At 73.7% G+C, this 21,117-nt stretch carries 18 protein-coding genes; 14 read left to right on the top strand and 4 right to left on the bottom strand.

Going from position 1 to position 21,117, the window contains the following annotated elements; translation table 11 throughout:
* The 5 genes from F2B26_RS06570 to F2B26_RS06550 all read left to right on the top strand — a co-directional run.
* The coding region (locus F2B26_RS06570; protein WP_159807634.1) for an RDD family protein at window positions 1-857 on the top strand (857 nt) is incomplete at its 5' end.
* Between the two features lie 122 nt (window positions 858-979).
* Window positions 980-2,767 carry a 2-isopropylmalate synthase gene (gene leuA / locus F2B26_RS06565; RefSeq protein ID WP_159807632.1) on the top strand — a complete coding sequence of 596 codons (1,788 nt, stop codon included), beginning with the start codon at window positions 980-982 and terminating at the stop codon, window positions 2,765-2,767.
* 74 nt (window positions 2,768-2,841) lie between these two features.
* Window positions 2,842-4,539 carry a sensor domain-containing diguanylate cyclase gene (locus F2B26_RS06560; RefSeq protein WP_210766845.1) on the top strand — a complete coding sequence of 566 codons (1,698 nt, stop codon included), beginning with the start codon at window positions 2,842-2,844 and terminating at the stop codon, window positions 4,537-4,539.
* 39 nt (window positions 4,540-4,578) lie between these two features.
* Entirely contained in the window at window positions 4,579-5,310 is a 732-nt protein-coding gene (gene recO / locus F2B26_RS06555) for a DNA repair protein RecO (protein ID WP_159807628.1), read from the top strand.
* On the top strand, window positions 5,310-6,119 hold the full coding sequence (locus tag F2B26_RS06550; protein WP_159807626.1) for an isoprenyl transferase: 810 nt from the start codon (window positions 5,310-5,312) through the stop codon (window positions 6,117-6,119). Before recO ends, F2B26_RS06550 begins: the two co-directional genes overlap by 1 nt.
* Here the strand turns inward: F2B26_RS06550 and F2B26_RS06545 are convergent.
* Window positions 6,116-6,658, bottom strand: a complete 543-nt coding sequence (locus tag F2B26_RS06545; RefSeq protein WP_159807624.1) for a DedA family protein — start codon at window positions 6,656-6,658, stop codon at window positions 6,116-6,118. The two genes, F2B26_RS06550 and F2B26_RS06545, sit on opposite strands and share 4 nt — an antisense overlap.
* Window positions 6,659-6,812: 154 nt before the next feature.
* Between F2B26_RS06545 and F2B26_RS06540 the strand changes: the two genes are divergently transcribed.
* The 6 genes from F2B26_RS06540 (at window position 6,813) to dusB (ending at window position 13,104) form a co-directional block, all read left to right on the top strand.
* Window positions 6,813-8,198, top strand: coding sequence for a glycine--tRNA ligase (locus F2B26_RS06540; protein WP_159807622.1), 1,386 nt, complete (start codon window positions 6,813-6,815; stop codon window positions 8,196-8,198).
* 90 nt (window positions 8,199-8,288) lie between these two features.
* Window positions 8,289-9,260, top strand: a complete 972-nt coding sequence (locus F2B26_RS06535; protein ID WP_159807620.1) for an ABC transporter ATP-binding protein — start codon at window positions 8,289-8,291, stop codon at window positions 9,258-9,260.
* Entirely contained in the window at window positions 9,257-10,042 is a 786-nt protein-coding gene (locus F2B26_RS06530; protein WP_159807618.1) for an ABC transporter permease, read from the top strand. Before F2B26_RS06535 ends, F2B26_RS06530 begins: the two co-directional genes overlap by 4 nt.
* 20 nt (window positions 10,043-10,062) lie before the next feature.
* Window positions 10,063-11,208: a sensor histidine kinase gene (locus tag F2B26_RS06525; protein ID WP_235929535.1), complete on the top strand. Its 1,146-nt coding sequence runs from the start codon at window positions 10,063-10,065 to the stop codon at window positions 11,206-11,208.
* Window positions 11,209-11,272: 64 nt separating this feature from the next.
* The gene (locus F2B26_RS06520; RefSeq protein WP_159807614.1) at window positions 11,273-11,893 is read left to right on the top strand and encodes a response regulator transcription factor; all 621 of its coding nucleotides are present in this window, start codon (window positions 11,273-11,275) and stop codon (window positions 11,891-11,893) included.
* Window positions 11,894-11,928: 35 nt separating this feature from the next.
* The gene (dusB, locus tag F2B26_RS06515) at window positions 11,929-13,104 is read left to right on the top strand and encodes a tRNA dihydrouridine synthase DusB (RefSeq protein WP_159807612.1); all 1,176 of its coding nucleotides are present in this window, start codon (window positions 11,929-11,931) and stop codon (window positions 13,102-13,104) included.
* 48 nt (window positions 13,105-13,152) lie between these two features.
* On the opposite strand, the gene F2B26_RS06510 is transcribed toward dusB, so the two are convergent.
* Together F2B26_RS06510 and F2B26_RS06505 are read right to left on the bottom strand one after the other, a co-directional pair.
* Window positions 13,153-14,847 (bottom strand): glycoside hydrolase family 13 protein, encoded by a 1,695-nt coding sequence (locus F2B26_RS06510; RefSeq protein WP_159807610.1) that lies wholly within the window; start codon window positions 14,845-14,847, stop codon window positions 13,153-13,155.
* 56 nt (window positions 14,848-14,903) lie between these two features.
* Complete coding sequence (locus tag F2B26_RS06505; RefSeq protein ID WP_159807608.1) at window positions 14,904-15,947, bottom strand: LacI family DNA-binding transcriptional regulator; 1,044 nt, start codon at window positions 15,945-15,947, stop codon at window positions 14,904-14,906.
* Window positions 15,948-16,083: 136 nt separating this feature from the next.
* Here F2B26_RS06505 and F2B26_RS06500 point away from each other — a divergent pair, with 136 nt between their 5' ends.
* Window positions 16,084-17,361 (top strand): deoxyguanosinetriphosphate triphosphohydrolase, encoded by a 1,278-nt coding sequence (locus tag F2B26_RS06500; RefSeq protein WP_159807606.1) that lies wholly within the window; start codon window positions 16,084-16,086, stop codon window positions 17,359-17,361.
* 1 nt (window position 17,362) lies between these two features.
* On the opposite strand, the gene F2B26_RS06495 is transcribed toward F2B26_RS06500, so the two are convergent.
* A complete protein-coding gene (locus F2B26_RS06495) occupies window positions 17,363-18,244 on the bottom strand; it encodes a helix-turn-helix transcriptional regulator (protein ID WP_201292632.1) in 882 nt (293 codons plus the stop codon).
* A gap of 101 nt (window positions 18,245-18,345) precedes the next feature.
* Here F2B26_RS06495 and F2B26_RS06490 point away from each other — a divergent pair, with 101 nt between their 5' ends.
* Together F2B26_RS06490 and dnaG are read left to right on the top strand one after the other, a co-directional pair.
* Window positions 18,346-19,800, top strand: coding sequence for an MFS transporter (locus tag F2B26_RS06490; protein WP_159807604.1), 1,455 nt, complete (start codon window positions 18,346-18,348; stop codon window positions 19,798-19,800).
* Window positions 19,801-19,809: 9 nt separating this feature from the next.
* Window positions 19,810-21,117, top strand: a 1,308-nt coding sequence (gene dnaG, locus F2B26_RS06485; RefSeq protein WP_159807602.1) for a DNA primase, incomplete at its 3' end; no start/stop codon positions are given.

Raw genomic sequence — 21,117 nt, 5'->3', positions numbered from 1 at the left:
CACCGCGGGCCGTGCTCGCCGCGGCTGCGGTGCTGCTGGTCGTGCTCGCCCAGGGCTGGGTGGACGCCCGGTCGGGCTGGACGTTCGGCGCGCGGCTGCTGGGGCTGCGCACGGTCGACGAGCGTTGGGGCGTCCCGGTGGGGCCGCGCCGGATGCTGTGTCGCTCGCTGGTGATGGCGGCGGGCCTGGCGGCTGCCGGTGCCGGGGCGCTCGTCGTGCTCGGCTCGGCGCTCACCGACCCGCAGCGGCGGATGCGGGGCTGGCACGACCGGCTGGCCGGGACGGTCGTGCTGCACCGGGTGGCCGAGCCGGTCCCGGTGACCCGGGCGGTGGCGGTCGCCTCGGTCCTGGGCCCGGTCCGTCCGGCGCCGCCCGGCTCGCAGCCCACCGAGCTCCCGGTGCTCGCCTTCGGCCTCATGCCCGAGCTCGAGCAGACGCACCGCGCCGCGCCGCGTCCCGGGAACGGCCCCGGTGCGGCCGACACCTACGTGCCGGCGAGCGCCGAGCTCGAGCTGTCCGACGGCAGCCGGCACGTGGTGACCGGCACCGTGCTCCTGGGCCGCAACCCGATCGCCGGTGCCGGGCAGAGCGCGCTGCGGCTGCCGGACAGGTCCCGGTCGTCGTCCCGGACCCACGCCCGGCTGCTCGTCACGGACGTCGGGGTGGGTCTGGAGGACGTCGGCTCGACGAACGGCACGGTGGTCCGGCTGCCCGGTGGGGGGCAGGTGCGGTGCATGGCCGGGGAGCTCGTGCAGCTGCCGACCGGCGCGTTCGTCGTGCTCGGCGACTGCTGGGTACGGGTGGTCGCCACGACGCCCGGAGGACGGACGTTCCCGGAACCCGCGACGGAGCGGTAAGGTGCGGACCGTGCTGGTGAGCCTGCTCCTTGGTCGCCGCGGCGGGGCCCTCTAAGAGGCCGGTCCCTCGCCGCGGTGGTTGGACGCGCCCGGCCCACCCCACCGTGAGCGAGGAAGATCCGATGAACCAGCAGGACAACGCCGTGCACGCCGACCCCACCCGCCAGCGCCCGTCGGGGATGCCGGTGCACAAGTACCGCCCGTTCCACGAGCAGATCCAGGTGGACCTGCCGGACCGGACGTGGCCCGACCGCCGGGTGACCCGTGCACCGCGCTGGTGCGCCGTGGACCTGCGGGACGGCAACCAGGCCCTCATCGAGCCGATGAGCCCGAGCCGCAAGCTCGAGATGTTCGAGCTGCTCGTGCAGATGGGCTTCAAGGAGATCGAGGTGGGCTTCCCGGCCGCCTCGCAGACCGACTACGACTTCGTACGGATGCTCATCGACGAGGGCCGGATCCCGGACGACGTCGTCATCCAGGTGCTCACGCAGGCCCGTGAGCACCTCATCGAGCGCACCTACGAGGCCATCGCGGGCGCTCGGCGCGCCATCGTGCACCTGTACAACTCCACCTCGGTGCTGCAGCGCCGCGTGGTGTTCCGGGCCGACGAGGACCAGGTGGTCGACATCGCGGTCTCCGGCGCCCGGTTCTGCAGGAAGTACGAGGAGCTGATCCCGGACACCGAGGTGCTGTACGAGTACAGCCCGGAGTCGTACACGGGGACCGAGCTGGAGTACGCCGTCCGGGTGTGCAACGCCGTGCTCGACGTGTTCGAGCCGACCCCGGAGCGCAAGGTCATCATCAACCTGCCGGCCACGGTGGAGATGGCGACCCCGAACGTCTACGCGGACTCGATCGAGTGGATGGGGCGCCACCTGCACCACCGGGAGAACGTGCTCATCTCGCTGCACCCGCACAACGACCGCGGCACCGCGGTGGCGGCGGCCGAGCTGGGGTACCTGGCCGGCGCCGACCGGATCGAGGGCTGCCTGTTCGGCAACGGCGAGCGCACCGGCAACGTCGACCTGGTCACCCTCGGCATGAACCTGTTCAGCCAGGGCGTGGACCCCGAGCTCGACCTGTCCGACCTGCCGCACGTGCGCTCGGTCGTCGAGCGCTGCAACCAGCTGCCGGTCGCCGAGCGCCACCCGTACGGCGGCGACCTGGTGTTCACCGCGTTCTCCGGATCGCACCAGGACGCCATCAAGAAGGGCCTGGAGCAGATGGCGGCCGACGCGTCGGCCGCGGGGGTCGGCGTCGACGAGCTGGTCTGGGCGGTGCCGTACCTGCCGGTCGACCCGCGCGACGTGGGCCGCAGCTACGACGCGATCATCCGGGTGAACTCCCAGTCGGGCAAGGGCGGCATCTCCTACCTGCTCAAGACCGAGAAGGACCTGGACCTGCCGCGCCGGCTGCAGATCGAGTTCTCCCAGGCGGTGCAGCGGCACACCGACACGGCCGGCACCGAGGTGACGGCCGACGACCTGTGGCGCATCTTCGTCGACGAGTACCTGCCGGTCGAGGCGGCCGACGCCTCGGTCGCCGCGGGCGGCGAGCCGCTGGAGGAGTGGGGCCGGCTGCGGCTGCGCGGCAGCCGGGCCACGAGCGCGCACGGTGACGTCGACACGCTCGAGGTCGACCTGCTGGACCGCGGGGTGCCGGTGACGGTGCGCGGGACGGGCAACGGTCCGGTCGCGGCCTTCGTCGACGCCCTGTCCCAGCTCGACGTCCAGGTCTCGGTGCTCGACTACGCCGAGCACGCGCTCTCGGCCGGTGGCGACGCGACCGCCGCGGCCTACGTCGAGTGCGCGACCGGGGGTGACATCCTCTGGGGCGTCGGCATCGACCCGTCGATCACGACGGCCACGCTCAAGGCGATCGTCTCTGCTGTGAACCGAGCCGGACGCTGACCGGGCGACAGGTGCCGGTCCAGGCTTGAGGATGGGCCATGAGCGCGGTGAGGCGAGACGACGGGGGTGAGGCTGTGGGCGTGCTGGCGGCCGTCCCCCAGTTCGGCCCGTTCGACCTGCTCTCGGACATCGCGTTCGAGCAGTACCAGGTGGGCGACCGCGCCCTGGCGGCGACGACGTGCCGCCAGTACCTCGTGGTCTCGCTGGCCGCGGGGGACGAGCCCACCACCCGCTACCTGATGTACGCCCTCGGCCGGGCGCTCACCGAGCTGGGGTTCATCGACGAGGCCCTCGAGGTCATCGATGCGCTCGGTGAGCGCTGCCGGCTGGACCCGCAGCCGTACTGGCGGGCGAAGGTGTCAGTGGTGCGCTCGTTCGCGGTGCGTCGCAGCGACGACCCGTCGACCGTGGTCGAGCACGTCGCCCTCGGCTCGGTGCTCACCGGCATCCCGGACGGTGCGGTCTACAACCAGGTCTCGGCCGCCGTCGTGCTGGCCGAGGGTCTTCGCTCGCTGGAGATGTTCGCCGAGGCCGAGCGGATCCTGCTGGCCACGCTGCGGGTCGCGCGGGAGGAGATCACGCGGCTCGGGGTCGTCGTCGACCTGGCCCGCACGCTGGCCGAGTGGGCGATGCGGCTGCTCATGGTGGGGCTCACCGCGCAGGCGCAGGCGGTGTGCGTCGAGCTGCTCACCCGGTCGAGGCTGCTGGCCCGGCTCGACGTGCGCGGGGTGCACCGCCCGCTGACCCTCGTGGTCGAAGGCTTCGCCTGGGTGGTGCTGGGCGAGCCGCTCATGGGGCTGGACATGATCGAGCGGGCCCGTCCGGGGCTGCGTCCGGACCGGGTGGAGTGCCTCATGGCGATGGCGGCCGCGGCACTGGCCCACTCGGACCTCGGGGCCGTCGACGCCGCGGCGCGTGAGGCCGACGCCCTGGCCGCGGTGGCGAAGGTCTCCGAGCGGGCGTTGTGGATCCAGGGCGGCGAGTGGCTGCGTCTCGAGCTGAGCCTCACCTCGTCGGTGCCGCCGGCCTCCACCGTGCTGGCGGCCCGGATGCTGCGCGAGGCGATGCGCGAGCTGTGGGGCGAACGTGCGGCGCGGGTGGAGAGCGTGCGGGCGCTCATGCGGGTGCACGAGCTGGAGGCGGAGAACGAACGGGCCCGCGGGCTGGGGCGCACCGATGCGCTCACCGGGGTCGGCAACCGCCGCGCGCTCACCGAGCGGCTGGCGCGTGCCGAAGGCGACGTCGTCGCGATGTTCGTCGATCTCGACCGGTTCAAGGAGGTCAACGACCGCCGCTCGCACGTGGTGGGCGACGAGGCGTTGGTGCACGTCGCACGGCTGCTGGTCGAGCTGGCGCCGCCGGCGGCGCTGGTCGCGCGCTTCGGCGGGGACGAGTTCGTCACGGTGCTGGGCCCGGGCGCCGAGCTGGAGACCGCCGAGCAGCTGGCCGACAAGGTGTCCGCGGCGCTGCGGGAGCGCGAGTGGGCGCGGATCGCCGACGACTTCGAGCTCACGTTGTCCTACGGGATCGCCGTCGGGCCGGCCAGCACGATCCTCGAACGGTTGTCACGGGCGGTGATCTCGGCCAAGCGCAGCGGCCGTGACCAGCGCGTCACCGCCGCCGACCGCCGGGGCGGGCAGCGGGACAGGCGCACGGCGCGGGCGGACCGTCGGGCCGGTCCGATGGACCGCCGGGTGACCGAGGCGTTGGCGGGCTCCGACCTGGCCACCGACGACGGCGCCGCCGACGGCGACGCGCGGGCGGCGACCTGACGTCCACGGTCCGTGGGTGGTCCGGGGGACAATGACGTCATGCCGCTCTACCGGGACGCTGCGATCGTGCTGCGCACGCACCCGTTGGGCGAGGCGGACCGGATCGTCACGCTGCTGACCCGCGAGCACGGCAAGGTGCGTGCGGTGGCCAAGGGTGTGCGGCGCACCAGCTCCCGGTTCGGTGCCCGGCTGGAGCCGTTCATGTGCGTGGACCTGCAGCTGTCGACGGGTCGCACGTTCGAGATCGTCACGCAGGTCGAGCTGGCCGGCGCCTACGGGCGCTCGATCGGGCGCGACTACGCCCTGTTCACCTCGGGCACGGCGATGCTGGAGACGGCCGAACGTCTGGTGGAGGCCGAGCAGGAGCCGGCGCTGCAGCAGTTCCGGCTGCTGGTCGGCGCCGTGCGTGCCCTGGCCGAACGGGTGCACGCACCCGGGCTCGCGCTGGACTCCTACCTGCTGCGCGCGCTGGCCATCGCCGGCTGGGCGCCGAGCTTCGTGGACTGCGCGCGCTGCGGTGCGCCGGGCCCGCACCGGTCGTTCGCGGTGCAGCTGGGGGGCGCGGTGTGCCCGGCGTGCCGTCCGCCCGGCGCCACGGCACCGGCGCCGGAGACGTTCGTGCTGCTCGCGGCGCTGCTCGCCGGTGACTGGGCAGTGGTGGACGCGACGGCCGACCGGCACCGTGCCGAGGCGAGCGGGCTGGTCGCGGCCTTCAGCCAGTTCCACCTGGAGCGTCGGCTGCGCTCGTTGCCGATGGTGGAGCGCGTGTGATGCCGGTCGCACCGCCGCCGCACCCCTCGGGGGCGCGTCCTCCGCAGCTGCCCCGTGAGCTCGTGCCGAAGCATGTGGCCGTCGTCATGGACGGCAACGGGCGCTGGGCCAATGCCCGGGGCCTGCCGCGCACGGCCGGGCATGCCGCGGGGGAGGCCTCGCTCATCGAGGTGATGGCCGGTGCCATCGAGATCGGCGTGCAGCACGTGTCCGCCTACGCGTTCTCGACGGAGAACTGGTCGCGTTCCCCGGAGGAGGTGCGCTTCCTCATGGGCTTCTCCCGGGACGTGCTGCGCCGCCGCCGGGACCTGCTGGACTCCTGGGGTGTGCGGGTGCGCTGGGCGGGTCGTCGCCCGCGGCTGTGGCGCTCGGTGATCGCCGAGCTGGAGACGGCCGAGGAGCGCACCCGGGGCAACGACGTGTGCACGCTCACGATGTGCGTCAACTACGGCGGGCGGGCCGAGATCGCCGATGCGGCTCGTGCCATCGCGCTGGACGTGGCTGCCGGTCGGCTCAAGGCGTCCTCAGTGAGCGAGCGCACCGTGCAGCGCTACCTCGACGAGCCCGACCTGCCCGACGTCGACCTGTTCCTGCGCACGTCGGGGGAGCAGCGGGTCTCGAACTTCATGATCTGGCAGTCCGCGTACGCCGAGATGGTCTTCCTCGACGAGCCGTGGCCGGACGTGGACCGCCGCCACCTGTGGCGCGCCATCGAGACCTACGCCCGGCGCGACCGGCGCTACGGCAAGGCGGTCGACAGGCCCGGCGAGCCGTCCGGTGACGGGCCGAGCCGTCCGGTGGAGGACTAGAGCGGTTCGCTCGTCGCCGTGGCGCGACGACGCCTGCGCAGCACCACCGCGACGACGGCGACGACCAGCACGACGGCGGCTGCCACACCCCACCCCGAGCGCGCGGCCAGGCCGAGCGCGGCCCACAGGGCGGCCATCCCGACGGTGCTCCAGACCAGCGCCCAGGCACCGGCGCCGACCACCGAGGCCGGCAGGAACCGCGCGTACGGCATCCGCAGCAGCCCGCTGGCCAGCAGCACCGCGGTCTGCAGCCCGACGATGACATACGCGGGTGCCACGGCGAACGGCCCCCAGTGGTGCACGAGGCCCAGTCCGCGCTCGGCCCCGGGGGTGTGCGACCAGCGGTCGACCCGGTCGAGGGCGGCCAGCCACCAGCGCGGGCCGACCCGGTGCTCGGTCTCGAGCTGGGCGCCGCGGGCCACGGCCCGGCCGAGCCAGTAGGTGGCGTGCGAGCGTGCCATCACGATGACGAAGAGGGCGAGCACGACGAACCAGAAGGGCTTGCCGCCCAGTCCGTAGGCCGCAGCCGGATCGTCCATCCAGCGATTGTAGGGTCACCTCACCTGGCGCTGACCTGACGGTTCGTCAGATCGGCGGGTGCGCGGCAGGGGCGGCACCGTCGGGCCGGTAACCTGGCCAGGCTCACCCCGCGACCGCCAGCCGCGGGGCACCTCGACCCAGGAGTGAACCACCGTGGCACCGCTCACCCGTCTCGACAACGTCATCTCGCTCGCCAAGCGGCGCGGCTTCGTCTTCCCCGCCGGGGAGATCTACGGAGGGACCCGCTCGGCCTGGGACTACGGGCCACTGGGTGTCGAGCTCAAGGAGAACATCAAGCGGCAGTGGTGGCGGGCCATGGTGACCCGCCGCGACGACATCGTGGGCCTCGACTCCTCGGTCATCCTGCCCAAGCAGGTCTGGGTGGCCTCGGGCCACGTCGGGGTGTTCACCGACCCGCTCACCGAGTGCCTGTCGTGCCACAAGCGGTTCCGGGAGGACCAGCTGCTCGAGGAGTTCGCCGAGCGCAAGGGTCACGAGGCCGAGGGCGGGCTGGCCGGCGTGCCGTGCCCCAACTGCGGCACCCGCGGGCAGTGGACCGAGCCGCGCGACTTCAACATGATGCTCAAGACGTACCTCGGCCCGGTCGAGGACGAGTCCGGGCTGCACTACCTGCGCCCGGAGACCGCGCAGGGCATCTTCGTCAACTTCAAGAACGTGCTCACCGCGGCGCGGATGAAGCCGCCGTTCGGCATCGGGCAGATCGGCAAGTCGTTCCGCAACGAGATCACGCCGGGCAACTTCATCTTCCGCACGCGCGAGTTCGAGCAGATGGAGATGGAGTTCTTCGTCGAGCCGGGCACGGACGAGACCTGGCACCAGTACTGGATCGACACCCGCACGCAGTGGTACACGGACCTGGGCATCGACCGGGAGAACCTGCGCCACTACGAGCACCCGAAGGAGAAGCTGTCGCACTACTCCAAGCGGACCGTGGACATCGAGTACCGGTTCGGCTTCACCGGCAGCGAGTGGGGTGAGCTCGAGGGCATCGCCAACCGCACCGACTTCGACCTGTCGACGCACTCCGAGCACTCCGGCCAGGACCTGTCGTTCTTCGACCAGGGCAAGGGCGAGCGGTACGTGCCGTACGTCATCGAGCCCGCGGCCGGTCTCACGCGCTCGCTCATGGCGTTCCTCGTCGAGGCGTACCACGAGGACGAGGCGCCCAACACCAAGGGCGGCGTCGACACCCGCGTCGTGCTCCGCCTGGACCCGCGGCTCGCCCCGGTGAAGGCCGCCGTGCTGCCGCTGTCGCGCGGTGAGGCGCTCTCGCCCAAGGCCCGCGACCTGGCGGCCGAGCTGCGCCAGTTCTGGAACGTCGACTTCGACGACGCCGGTGCGATCGGCCGGCGCTACCGCCGTCAGGACGAGATCGGCACGCCGTTCTGCCTCACGGTCGACTTCGACACCCTGGAGGACCAGGCGGTCACGGTGCGCCACCGCGACGACATGCGCCAGGAGCGGGTCGCCCTCGACCAGGTGGTCTCCTACCTGGGTGCCCGGCTCGTCGGAGCCTGACCGTCCGCCCGGTCGGCCATGACATCCGTCATGGCCGACCGGTGATGACCGTCGGCGGTGCGCCCGGCCCGGCCCCGGCAGGCTGAGGCCATGACCACTGACGAGCTGGCCCTCGACCTTCGAGAGCTGCACAAGAGCTTCCGCACCCCCGCCGGCACCGTCCGGGCGGTCGACGGCCTCGACCTGGCCGTCCGTCCGGGTGAGGTCGTCGCGTTCCTCGGCCCCAACGGCGCCGGGAAGACCACGACCATCGACCTCGTGCTGGGTCTGGCGACCCCGGACTCGGGCACGGTGCGGGTGCTCGGCCACGAGCCGTCGGACGCCATCGCCCACGGCCGGGTGAGCGCCGTCATGCAGACCGGTGGCCTGCTCAAGGACCTCACGGTGCGCGAGACGCTCGAGCTCACGGCCTCGTTCTACGGCACCCCGTGGGCTGTCGGGCCGGCGCTCGAACGCGCCGGTCTGGCCGACGCCGCGGGTCGGCGGGTCGGGTCGTGCTCGGGCGGTCAGCAGCAGCGGCTGCGGTTCGCCCTCGCGCTGCTTCCGGACCCGGACCTGCTCATCCTCGACGAGCCGACCACCGGGATGGACGTGGCGGGCCGGCGGGACTTCTGGAACGCGATCCGGGCCGATGCGGCGCAGGGCCGCACCATCCTGTTCGCCACCCACTACCTGGAGGAGGCCGACGCCTACGCCGACCGGATCGTGCTCCTCAGCCACGGCAAGGTCGTGGCCGACGGCACGGCGGCCCAGGTGCGTGCGGTGGCCTCCGGCCGGGTGGTCTCGGCGGTGCTCGACGCGCCGGCCACCGACGACGAGCTCGCGGCCCTGCCGGGCGTCGACCACGTCGAGCGCCGCGGTGACCGGGTGCAGCTGCACACGCGCACGTCCGACGAGCTCGCCCGGCTGCTGCTGACGACGACGGGCGCCCACGACCTGGAGATCACCTCCCTGGGCCTGGAGCAGGCGTTCCTCACGCTCACCTCGGACGACGCCGCGCCCGTCGCGCCGCCCGCGCCCGCCACCGACCGTTCCGCCTCGACCGCCGGGAGCCTGCGATGACCACGACAGCGACGACGACCCCCGCTGTGCGCACCGCACCGCGGACCAGCCTGTGGCAGCCGGTCTACCTGCGCACCGAGCTGCGCCGCCTGGCGCGCAACCGTCGGACGGTGATCTTCACGCTCGTCATGCCGCCGGTGTTCTTCCTGCTGTTCGGCACCCAGTCCGCCTACGGCACGCAGTCGGTGGGCAACGGGAACGTGACGGCCTACGTGATGATCTCGATGGCGCTGTACGGCGCGATGCTGGCGACCACCGCGGGCGGCGCCGGGGTGAGCATCGAACGTGCGCAGGGCTGGAGCCGTCAGCTGCGGCTGACCCCGCTGCGGCCGGCCGCCTACGTGCTCACCAAGGTGGTCAGCGCGCTGGTGTTCGCCCTGGCCTCCGTCGTGGTGACGTGCGCGGTGGGGCTGGTCTCCGGTGCGCACCTGAGCACGCGTGCGCTCGTGCTGGGCGCCCTCATCGCCTGGGTGGGCTCGGCGGTGTTCGCGGCGTTCGGCCTGTTCATGGGCTACGTGCTGCCGGCGGAGAACGTCATGCAGATCCTCGGCCCGGTGCTCGCGCTCATGGCGTTCGCCGGTGGCCTGTTCGTGCCGATCGACGGCGGCGTCTTCGCGACCATCGCCAAGTTCATCCCGACGTACGGCCTCGCCGAGCTCACCCGGGCGCCTCTGCTGGGCACCGCGCCGAACGTGTGGGCGTACGTCAACGTGCTCGGCTGGGGCCTCGTGTTCGTCGTCGGCGCTGCCCGCAGGTTCCGCCGCGACACGGCACGTGTCTGAGGCTCGCTAGCGTGACCTCCATGCCGTCGGCCGCGCGTCCCGCGTCCCCGCCCTCCGAGGCGGGGACGACGGGGCGCGCGCCGCTCATGCGGGTGATCGGGCCGCTGCTCGGCGGGGTGTGGGTGGTCTTCTTCGTCCAGCCGTGGCTGGCGGCCTGGCGGTCGCCGGCAGGCGTCGGTCGGACGGTCGCCCTCGTGGCGGTCGCGACCCAGGCCGTCGTCTTCGTCCTCGGCACGCGGTACGGCAACCCGGCCCGGTGGGTGGGCCGTGACGCCGCGGGGTGGCGCTACGCCTGGCTGTCGTTGGGCGTCCAGGCCGGGTGCGTGGCGCTGGCGGGGCTGGGGGCCCATGAGGTCGGGCTCGTCGGGCTGATCTTCCTGTCGGTCTCGGCGCTGCTCACGCTGCCCTGGCGCCGGGCCGGCTGGGTGGTGCTCGCGAGCCTGGTGGCGGTGGTCGGGGTGCCCCGCGTGGTGCCCGGGTGGCAGCCCATCGACGAGCTCGTGCTGTCGCTGGTCATGGCGTCGTCGGCGGTGTTCGGCTTCTCCGCGCTCATCTCGTCCAACCGCAAGCTGCGCGCGGCGCAGGACGAGGTGGCCGTGCTGGCCGTCGACCGCGAGCGCGAGCGCATCGCCCGGGACATGCACGACATCCTCGGCCACACCCTCACGGTGGTCGCGGTCAAGGCCGAGCTGGCCGGGCGGCTCGTCGAGGTGGACCCGGCCCGGGCGCGGGACGAGATCGGGCAGGTGCAGGCGTTGGCCCGCACCGCGCTGGGCGATGTGCGGGCCATGGTGACGGCCACCCGCGACCTCACCTTGGCGGGGGAGCTGGCCGGGGCCCGGCAGGCGCTGGACAGCGCGGGGATCGAGGCCCAGGTGCCCACGGTCGCCGACGAGGTCCCCGAGTCGTTGCGGCCGCTGTTCGCCTGGGCCGTGCGCGAGGGTGTGACCAACGTGCTGCGCCATGCGGCGGCCTCGAACGTGCGGATCACCATGACGGCCGACTCGCTCGTCGTCGAGGACGACGGCCGGGGGCACAGCGGCGTGCCGGCCGGCAACGGGCTGACCGGGCTGGCCGAGCGCGCCCGGGCGGTGGGGGCCACCGTCGAGTCCGGTGGCGTCCCGGGCGGCGGGTACCGCCTCGCGGTCCGGGCGGGTGCCGCATGACGCGCCGGGCCCCGGGTGGCGGCGTGCCAGGACGAGGACCGCGACGGACGAGGGAGGCGGGGCGATGACGGAGCCGATCCGGCTGCTGCTGGCCGACGACCAGGCCCTGGTCCGCGGTGCCCTCGCGGCGCTGCTGGACCTCGAGAGCGACCTGGAGGTGGTCGCGCAGGTCGGCCGTGGGGACGAGGTGGTGGCCGCGGCGCGGGCCGCGGGCGCCCAGGTCGCACTGCTCGACGTGGAGATGCCGGGGCTGGACGGCATCGGTGCCGCGGCCGCGCTGCACGATCAGCTGCCCGGCTGCCGGTCCCTCATCGTCACGACGTTCGGCCGGCCCGGGTACCTGCGTCGGGCGCTGGAGGCGGGTGCGAGCGGGTTCCTGGTGAAGGACACCCCGGCCGAGCAGCTGGCGGACGCGGTCCGTCGGGTGCACGCCGGGCTGCGCGTGGTGGACCCCGACCTCGCGATCGAGACCCTCACGGTCGGCAGCAACCCGCTCACCGAACGTGAGCGCGACGTGCTGCGGGCGGCGGCCGACGGGGGCACGGTCGCCGACATCGCCCGCGGCACCCACCTGTCGGAGGGCACGGTGCGCAACTACCTGTCGGCGGCGATCGGCAAGACGGGCGCGCGCACCCGGGCCGAGGCCGGACGGATCGCCGCCGAGAACGGCTGGCTGCTGCGCTGAGCGGGTCCCGTGCGCGGGTGTCGGACAATGGTGCGATGACGACGACCAGTGCCCCGCGGACGGGTGCCGTGCTGCCGCCGCTGCGGATCGGGCCGTTGGTGGCGACCGCGCCGGTGGTGCTCGCCCCGATGGCGGGGGTGACCAACGCGGCCTTCCGGCGGCTGTGCCGTGAGCAGGGTGCCGGGCTGTACGTGGCCGAGATGGTGACCAGCCGGGCGCTCGTCGAGCGCAACGTCGAGGCGCTGCGGATCATCACCTTCACCCCGGACGAGCAGCCCCGGTCGGTCCAGGTGTACGGCGTCGACCCGGCCACGGTGGGTGCCGCGGTGCGGATGATCGTCGAGCAGGGGCTGGCCGACCACGTCGACCTCAACTTCGGCTGCCCGGTGCCCAAGGTGACCCGCAAGGGCGGGGGGGCGGTGCTGCCCTGGAAGCGTGAGCTGTTCGCGGCGATCGTGCAGGCCGCCGTCGCGGCGGCCGCCCCGGTGGGCGTGCCGGTCACGGTGAAGATGCGCAAGGGCGTCGACGACGACCACCTCACCTACCTCGAGGCGGGGCTGCGCGCGCAGGACGCGGGTGTGGCCGCTGTGGCGCTGCACGCCCGGACCGCCGCGGACTACTACTCCGGGACGGCCGACTGGGAGTCGATCGCCCGGCTCAAGGAGACGGTCACCGACATCCCGGTGCTCGGCAACGGCGACATCTGGTCGGCCGAGGACGCGCTGGCCATGGTCGCGCAGACGGGGTGCGACGGGGTGGTGGTCGGGCGCGGCTGCCAGGGTCGGCCGTGGCTGTTCGCGGACCTCGCCGCGGCGTTCGCGGGGTCGACGGAGCGGGTGCGCCCGGGGCTGCGGGAGGTCGCCGCGACCATCCGGCGGCATGCCGAGCTCATGGTCGAGGTGTTCCCGAGCCCGGACAAGGCGCTGCGCGAGATGCGCAAGCACATGGCCTGGTACCTCAAGGGCTACGTCGTCGGGTCGACGCTGCGGGCCCGGCTCGCGATGGTCTCGACGCTGGCCGAGCTCGACGACCTGCTCGGCGAGCTCGACCTGGACCAGCCGTACCCGGGTGAGGCCGCCGAGGGGCCGCGCGGACGCGCCGGCTCCCCGAAGCGACCGGCGGTGCCGGACGGCTGGCTCGACTCACGTGAGCTGTCCGCGCAGTTCCGGGCCGAGCTGGCCGAGGCCGAGCTGTCGGTCTCGGGCGGCTGACCGCGGCGGACGGGGATCACCCGACCGCCGGGACCAGCCGGGCCGGGATCAGCCGACCCGCGCCCAGACGGTCGTCGCGGGCGGCACCTGGCTGCCCACCATGTCGGCGGCCGAGGACAGCAGCACCTTCGCCTCGGCCGGCAGCGTCACCGGCACGTCACCCATGTTCGCCACGACGAGCACGTCGCCGACGCTGAGCGTGAGAACTTGCGGGTCGTCGCCGCGCCAGGTGAGGTCGGCGGTGGCCATCGCGTGCTCGCGCCGCAACGCCAGCGCGCGGCGGTAGGTCTCGTAGGTGGAGCCGTCCACCCCACGCTGCGCCTCGACGGTGAAGGCGCCCCAGTCGGCCGGCTGGGGCAGCCAGCTGGCGCCGGTGGGGGAGAAGCCGAAGGCGGGTGCACCGGGCTCCCACGGCAGCGGGACCCGGCAGCCGTCGCGGCCCCGTTCGGCGCCCCGGGTGCGGAAGTACGCGGGGTCCTGGCGCAGCTCGTCGGGCAGGGCGGTGTGCTCGGGCAGGCCCAGCTCCTCGCCCTGGTAGAGGTAGGCCGACCCGGGCAGGGCGAGCACGAGAAGGCTGATGGCCCGCGCCCGGCGCAGCCCCAGCTCGGCGTCGGGCTGCTCGTCGCCCTCGCCGATGCCGTTGGGACGGTGGGTCGGGTCGGTGAGCCCGAGCCGTGAGGCGTGCCGCACCACGTCGTGGTTGGACATCACCCAGGTGGTGGGGGCGCCGACGGCGTCGTTCGCGGCGAACGAGCGGTCGATCACCGTGCGCAGCGCGACCGGGTCCCAGCCGGCCGACAGGAAGGCGAAGTTGAAGGCCTGGTGCATCTCGTCGGAGCGCACGTACCGGGCCAGGCGCTCCACCGGCTCCACCCAGGCCTCGGCGACCATCGCGCGGTCGCCCGGGTAGGAGTCCAGCACGGTGCGCCACGAGCGGTAGATCTCGTGCACGCCCTCCTGGTCGAACATCGGGCCGGGGTGCACGTTGGGGTCGGAGCCGTCGATCATCGCGGCGGTGCCGTCCCAGTCGGGCAGGCCGTCGGCCTTGACGAGCCCGTGGGCGACGTCGACCCGGAAACCGTCGACGCCCCGGTCGAGCCAGAACCGCAGCACGTCCTCGAACTCGTCCCGCACCTGGGGGTTGGACCAGTCCAGGTCGGGCTGGGAGGAGTCGAACAGGTGCAGGTACCACTGGCCGGGTCGCCCGTCGGCCTCCACGACTCGGGTCCAGGCCGGGCCGCCGAACATCGACACCCAGTTGTTCGGCGGCAGCTCACCGTGCTCGCCGCGGCCCTCGCGGAACAGGTAACGCCCGCGTTCGGGCGACCCGGGGGCGGCGGCGCGGGCGGCGGCGAACCAGACGTGCTGGTCGGAGGTGTGGTTGGGCACCAGGTCGACGATCACCCGCAGCCCGAGCCGGTGCGCGGCGTCCAGCAGCGCGTCGAGGTCGCTCAGGGTGCCGAACACCGGGTCGACGTCGCGGTAGTCGGCCACGTCGTAGCCGGCGTCGGCCTGCGGCGAGACGTAGAACGGCGACAGCCACAGGGCGTCCACGCCCAGCTCGGCGAGGTGCGGCAGGCGGGCGGTGATCCCGGGCAGGTCGCCGATGCCGTCGCCGTTCGAGTCGGCGAACGAGCGCGGGTAGACCTGGTAGATCACGGCGTGACGCCACCACGGGCCGTCGGGGGCCTCGGCGGCGTGCACGGTGTGCCGGCGGTCAGGGGCCGCGGAGGTGGTGGTCATGCGGTCGAACCTCTCAAGGGGCGGAGCAGGGGTGGTGGTACGAGGTGCTGGTCGGGTCAGCCGAGCCCGGGTGCGGGGCCGGCACCGGTGGATCCCCGGACCACCAGCTCGGGGGCGAACAGCAGCTCGGTGCGGGTCACGGGTGTGCCGTCGATCTCGGCGTCGAGCGCGTCGACGACGGCCCGGCCCATGACGGCGACGGGTTGGCGCACCGTGGTGAGCGCCGGGTCGGTGAACTCCAGCAGCCGGGAGTCGTCGAACCCGACCACGGACACGTCCTGCGGCACGCGCAGGCCGCGGGCCCGGGCGGCCCGGACCGCGCCGAGCGCCATGAGGTCGGAGCCGCAGACGATCGCGGTGTGCCCGGAGTCGATGAGCTCACCGGCGGCGCTCTGCCCGCCCTCGACGGTGAAGAGCGTGGTCACGGCGTGCGCGGCGGGGTCCGGGACGCCGTCGGCGCGCAGCCGGTGCAGGAACGCGTCGTGCTTGCGCTGGGCAGGGATGTACCGCAGCGGGCCGACGGCGAGCCCGATCCGCAGGTGCCCGAGGTCGGTGAGGTGGCGCAGCGCGAGGTCGACGGCGGCCTGGTCGTCGACCGAGACGCACGGGGCGTCCACCCCGGCGGCGTGGCCGTTGACGAGCACGACCGGGACCCCGCGGCTGCGCAGCAGGTGGTAACGCGCCAGGTCGGCGGAGGTGTCGGCGTGGGCGCAGGAGATGAACACGATCCCCGCGGCGCCCTGGTCGAGCAGGAGCTGGACGTACTGGTCCTCGCTGGGGCCGCCGGGCGTCTGGGCGCACAGCGCGGGCAGGTAGCCCCGGTCGTGCAGCATCGTGGTGATGACGTCGCAGAACGCCGGGAAGATCGGGTTGGTCACGTCCGGCAGCACGAGGCCGACGAGGCCGCCGGACCGGGTGTGCAGCCGGGTGGGGCGTTCGTAGCCCAGGTCGGTGAGCGCGGCCAGCACGCGCTGCCGCACGTCGTCGGAGACCCCGGGCTTGTCGTTGAGCACCCGGGAGACGGTGGCGGTGCTCACCTGGGCCTGGGTGGCGACGTCGGCGAGGCGCAGCCGGGTGCTCGGCACGGTCACCGCCTTCATGGGTTCGGGTCCGGGTCGCGCGACGGGGTGTGCCGGTCGCGCAACCGCGATCCGCAACGTACCGCAAATCGTTGCGACAGGACCAGTCCCGGCCGCCGGTGCCGTCACCTGCGACGAGGCTCGCTAGGGTGAGGCCGTGACGCCCGCCTCACCGTCCGGCACCGGCTACGGCGCCGCCGACCGTGAACGCTGGGTCCCCGAGGCGCCGAAGTCACGCGCCCGCACCCCCTTCGAGCGCGACAGGGCCCGGGTGGTGCACTCCTCGGCCCTGCGTCGGCTCGGGGCCAAGACCCAGGTGCTCGGCCCGGCGTCGGACGACTTCGTCCGCACCCGGCTCACCCACACGCTCGAGGTCGCCCAGGTCGGGCGCGAGATCGGCAAGGCCCTGGGCTGCGACCCGGACGTCGTCGACACCGCCTGCCTCGCGCACGACCTCGGGCACCCGCCGTTCGGGCACAACGGGGAGCGGGCGCTCGCGGACCTGTCCCGGGACATCGGTGGCTTCGAGGGCAACGCCCAGACGCTGCGCCTGCTCACCCGGCTCGAGCCCAAGGTCACGGCGGACGACGGCACGAGCGTCGGCCTCAACCTCACCCGGGCCAGCCTCGACGCGTCGGTGAAGTACCCCTGGCGGTTCGGCGCCGGCCCGGTGAGCGCCGCCAGCGGGCGCCCGACCCACAAGTTCGGTGTCTACGCCGACGACGTCCCCGTCTTCGAGTGGCTGCGCCGGGACGCCCCGCCGGGCCGCAAGTGCCTCGAGGCGCAGGTGATGGACCTCGCCGACGACATCTCCTACTCGGTGCACGACGTGGAGGACGCGGTCGTCGGCGGCCGGGTCGACCTGCTCGTGCTCGGGGTGCCTGCCGAGCGCGACCGGATCGCCGAGGCGGTCTCCACCTGGTACGGCGACCAGGTCGACGCCGACGGGCTCTACGCCGCGATGGACCGCCTCGTCGCCGCCCAGCTGTGGACCGCGGGGTTCGACGGCACCCGCCGTGCGCTGGCGATGCTCAAGGACGCGACCAGCCAGCTCATCGGCCGGTTCGCCAAGGCGGCGCAGGCGGCGACCCGCGCCGAGCACGGCCCCGGCCCGCTCACCCGCTACGCTGCCGACCTCGTGGTGCCGCTGAGCACGACCGCCGAGATCCTCGTGCTCAAGGGCATCGCGGTGGCCTACGTGATGGCCCCGCGCGAGCTCGAGCCGCTCTACGCCCGGCAGCGCGAGGTGCTCACCGATCTGGTCCACGTGCTGTGGGACCGCGCGCCCCTCGCGCTGGAACCATCGTTCGCGGCCGACTGGCGGGCCGCGGGCGACGACGCCGAGCGGTTGCGCGTCGTCGTGGACCAGGTGGCCTCGCTCACCGATGTGTCGGCCGCGAGCTGGCACGCCCGGCTGGTGCACCCGCGGCCGTGACTCACCGTCCGGGGACCGGCCGGCGGCTGAGCGTGTCCAGCGCGGCCCGTCCGGCCTCGTCGACCGGGGTGTAGAAGATCATCCGGGTGCCGTGCTGCGGGGCGGCCCACCAGCTGCTGCTGCGCAGCTCGACGACACCGACGTGCGGGTTGAGGAACCGCTTGAGGGGCTCCTCGGGCCGGCGCACCTCGTGCCGGGACCAGGCCTGCTCGAACTCCGGCGACGCGTCGAGCAGCCGGGTGAGCTGGTGGGTCCACAGCGGGTCGCCCAGGTGGTCGGCCATGGCCACCCGGAACTGGGCCGCGCAGGCGTCCAGGTGCGTGCGCCAGTCCACGAGCGTCGTGCGCCAGTGCGGGTCGGTGAGCGCGAGGTAGAGCCAGTTGCGGTCGCCGTCGGCGATCGCGGGCACGTCCTGGTCGACGAGTCGGCAGTACGCGTCGTTGGCCGCGAGGATGTCGTACCTGCCGTTGAGCACGAGCGCGGGCAGCGGGCCGAGCTGGTCGATGACGACGTGCACGGCGGGGGACAGCCCGCGGCACTGCTGGCGGACGTCGTCGGCGCGGCGGACCACCCCGGCCAGGGTGAACAGGTGCGTCGTCTCCAGCTCGTCGAGCAGGAGCGCCCGGGCGATCGCCGACAGCACCTGCTCGGAGGCGTTGACCGGCCGGCCCTGCTCGAGCCACGTGTACCAGGTGACCCCGACGCCCGCGAGGACAGCGACCTCCTCGCGGCGCAGACCGGGGGTGCGCCGCGAGGTGCTCGAGCTGTAGCCGACGGACTCGGGCACGGTGCTCTCGCGTCGTGCCCGCAGGAAGGCACCGAGCTCGCGGTGGCGGTCCACCGGGGTGCGGTCGAGTGCGCGCTCGGTCGTCGTCGTGGTCACGACCACCAGTGTCGGCGTCTTTCAGGCGAGGTACCAGGTGCTGCTGGTACCAGGATGAACGCCGTCTGGATACCAGGGTCGATGGCCCGCATGCTCGACCCGTGACCCAGACCCAGACCCGCACCTTGAGCGCCGTGGGGCTGACCGCGTTGATCGGCGGTCAGCTCCTGTCCCAGCTGGACTTCGCGGCGGTGAACGTCGCGCTGCACAGCATCGGGCAGCAGCTGGGGGCCTCGGGCGCCCAGCTCGAGCTCGTCGTGGCCGGCTACGGCGTCGCGTTCGCCGTCGCGCTCGTGCTCGGTGGGCAGCTCGGGGATGCCGTCGGGCGCCGCACCGTCTTCGTGGTGGGCGTCGCCGGGTTCCTCCTCGCCTCGCTCTGGTGCGGTCTGGCGCCGACGACGGGTGTGCTGCTGGTCGCCCGGGCGGCCCAGGGGCTCACGGCGGCACTCGTGGTGCCGCAGGTGCTGGCGACCATCCACGTGACGACGAGCGGCCGGCAGTCGGTCCGGGCCCTGGCGCTCTACGGGTCGATCGGCGGCCTGTCGTTCGTCGTGGGCCAGGTGCTCGGCGGGGTGCTCGTGGGTGCCGACGTGCTCGGGCTCGGCTGGCGCGCCGTGTTCCTCATCAACGTGCCGATCTCGCTCGGGGTGCTCGCGCTGGCCAGGTTCGTCCCGCAGACCCGGGCGCCGCGCCGGCCGCAGGTCGACCTGCTCGGCACCGTGCTGCTGGGTGGGACGCTCGTCGCGCTCATGCTGCCCGCGGCCCTCGGGCCGGCTCTCGGCTGGCCCTGGTGGACCGTCGTGCTGGTGTGCCTGGTCCCGCTCGGGTTCGCGAGCCTGGCCGCCGTGGAGCGACGTCGCGAGGCGCGCGGGCTGGACGCGCTCGTCCCGCCCACGGTGCTGCGCATCCCGAGCATGCGCACAGGCCTGCTGCTCGGGGCGCTGTTCTTCGGGTCGTGGAGCGGGCTGCTGTTCGCCCTCACGCTCACCGTGCAGGCCGGGGGTGCGCGCACCGCCACGGCGACCGGCCTCATGTTCGTGCCGCTCGGGCTGGCGTTCTTCCTCGCGGCGTCGAGGTCGGCGCGGTTGGCGGTCCGGCTCGGTCCGGCACGGACCATCCGGGTCGGGGTCGTGGTGCAGGTGCTCGGCGTGCTGGCCACGACGTTGGTGGTGCTCGCGGGCCACGCGGGCGGCGCCTGGATCCAGCCCGGGCTGGTGCTCGTGGGGGTCGGCAACGGGGTGATCGTGGCCAGCGTGTTCCGGTTCTGCCTGGCCGACGTCCCCGCCGCGCTCGCGGGCAGCGCCAGCGCCGTGGTGTCCACCGTCCAGCAGGCCTCGCTCGGGCTCGGGGCCCCGGTCCTCGGCTCGGCGTACCTCGTCGCGGCGCGGAGCACGGGCAGCCCGGAACGTGGGTTCGCGGCGGCGATGGTGGTCGAGGTCGCCATGGTGGTGGCCGTCGGGCTGGTCGCCGAGGTGGCCTCGAGGTCCGCGCGGCGCACCGCCCGGACCGACCGGGACGCGCCCGTCCCCGCGGACCTCGTCGGCCGGAACACCTAGACTCCGCGTGTGGCAGGGCGCATCCGGCGGGAGGACGTGGAGGCGGTCCGCGAACGTGTGAGCATCGAGGAGGTCGTCGGTGCCCACGTGGCGCTGCGGCCAGCCGGGGTGGGCTCGCTCAAGGGTCTGTGCCCGTTCCACGACGAGAAGTCACCCTCGTTCCACGTGCGGCCCCAGGTCGGCCGGTACCACTGCTTCGGCTGCGGTGAGGGCGGCGACGTCATCGCCTTCGTGCAGAAGGTCGACGGGCTCGGCTTCACCGAGGCGGTCGAGCACCTGGCCGGGCAGATCGGCCTCACGCTGCACTACGAGGAGGGCTCGGCCCCGCGTCCCGGTGAGGAGCCCGGGCGGCGCCGTCGGCTGCTGGACGCGCACAAGGTCGCCGAGGAGTACTACCGCGAGCAGCTGGCGACACCGGGCGCCGCGACGGCGCGGGCGTTCCTCGCCGAGCGCGGGTTCGACCGCGCCGCGGCCGAGCAGTTCGGGGTCGGGTTCGCCCCCCAGGGCTGGGACCACCTGCTGCGGCACCTGCGCGGCCGCGGGTTCACCGAGCCCGAGCTCACCGCCTCGGGCCTGGTGAGCCAGGGGCAGCGCGGGGTCTACGACCGGTTCCGGGGCCGGCTCGTGTGGCCGATCCGGGAGGTCACGGGGGAGACCGTCGGCTTCGGCGCACGCCACCTGTTCGAGGCGGACACCGGCCCGAAGTACCTCAACACCCCCGAGACCGCGCTCTACCGCAAGTCGCACGTGCTCTACGGCATCGACCTGGCCAAGCGGGAGATCTCCCGGTCGCACCAGGTGGTGGTCGTCGAGGGCTACACCGATGTCATGGCGATGCACCTGTCCGGGGTCGGCACGGCGGTCGCGACCTGCGGTACCGCGTTCGGCGGTGAGCACGCCAGGATCGTGCGCCGGCTGCTCGGTGACGCCGGCGGTGCCGGTGGTGTGCAGCTGGCCGGCGGCGGTTCGGTCGGTGGCGAGGTGATCTTCACCTTCGACGGTGACGCGGCCGGTCGCGCCGCCGCGCTCAAGGCGTTCGGCGAGGACCAGGTGTTCGCGGCGCAGACGTTCGTCGCCGTCGAGCGCACCGGGCTGGACCCGTGCGAGCTGCGCCAGCAGCGGGGTCCCGACGCGGTGCACGCCCTGGTCGCGGGGCGCACCCCGCTGTTCGAGTTCGTGCTGCGCTCCACCCTGGACCAGCACGACCTGGACACCGCCGAGGGGCGGGTCGCGGCCCTGCGCGCGGCGGCACCCGTGGTCGCGGGCATCCGGGACGCCGCGCTGCGGGCGGAGTACACGCGGCTGCTCGACGGGTGG

Source organism: Cellulomonas citrea (assembly GCF_009829685.1).
Taxonomy (GTDB): domain Bacteria; phylum Actinomycetota; class Actinomycetes; order Actinomycetales; family Cellulomonadaceae; genus Cellulomonas; species Cellulomonas citrea.
This window is presented reverse-complemented; position numbering and strand designations above follow the sequence as displayed.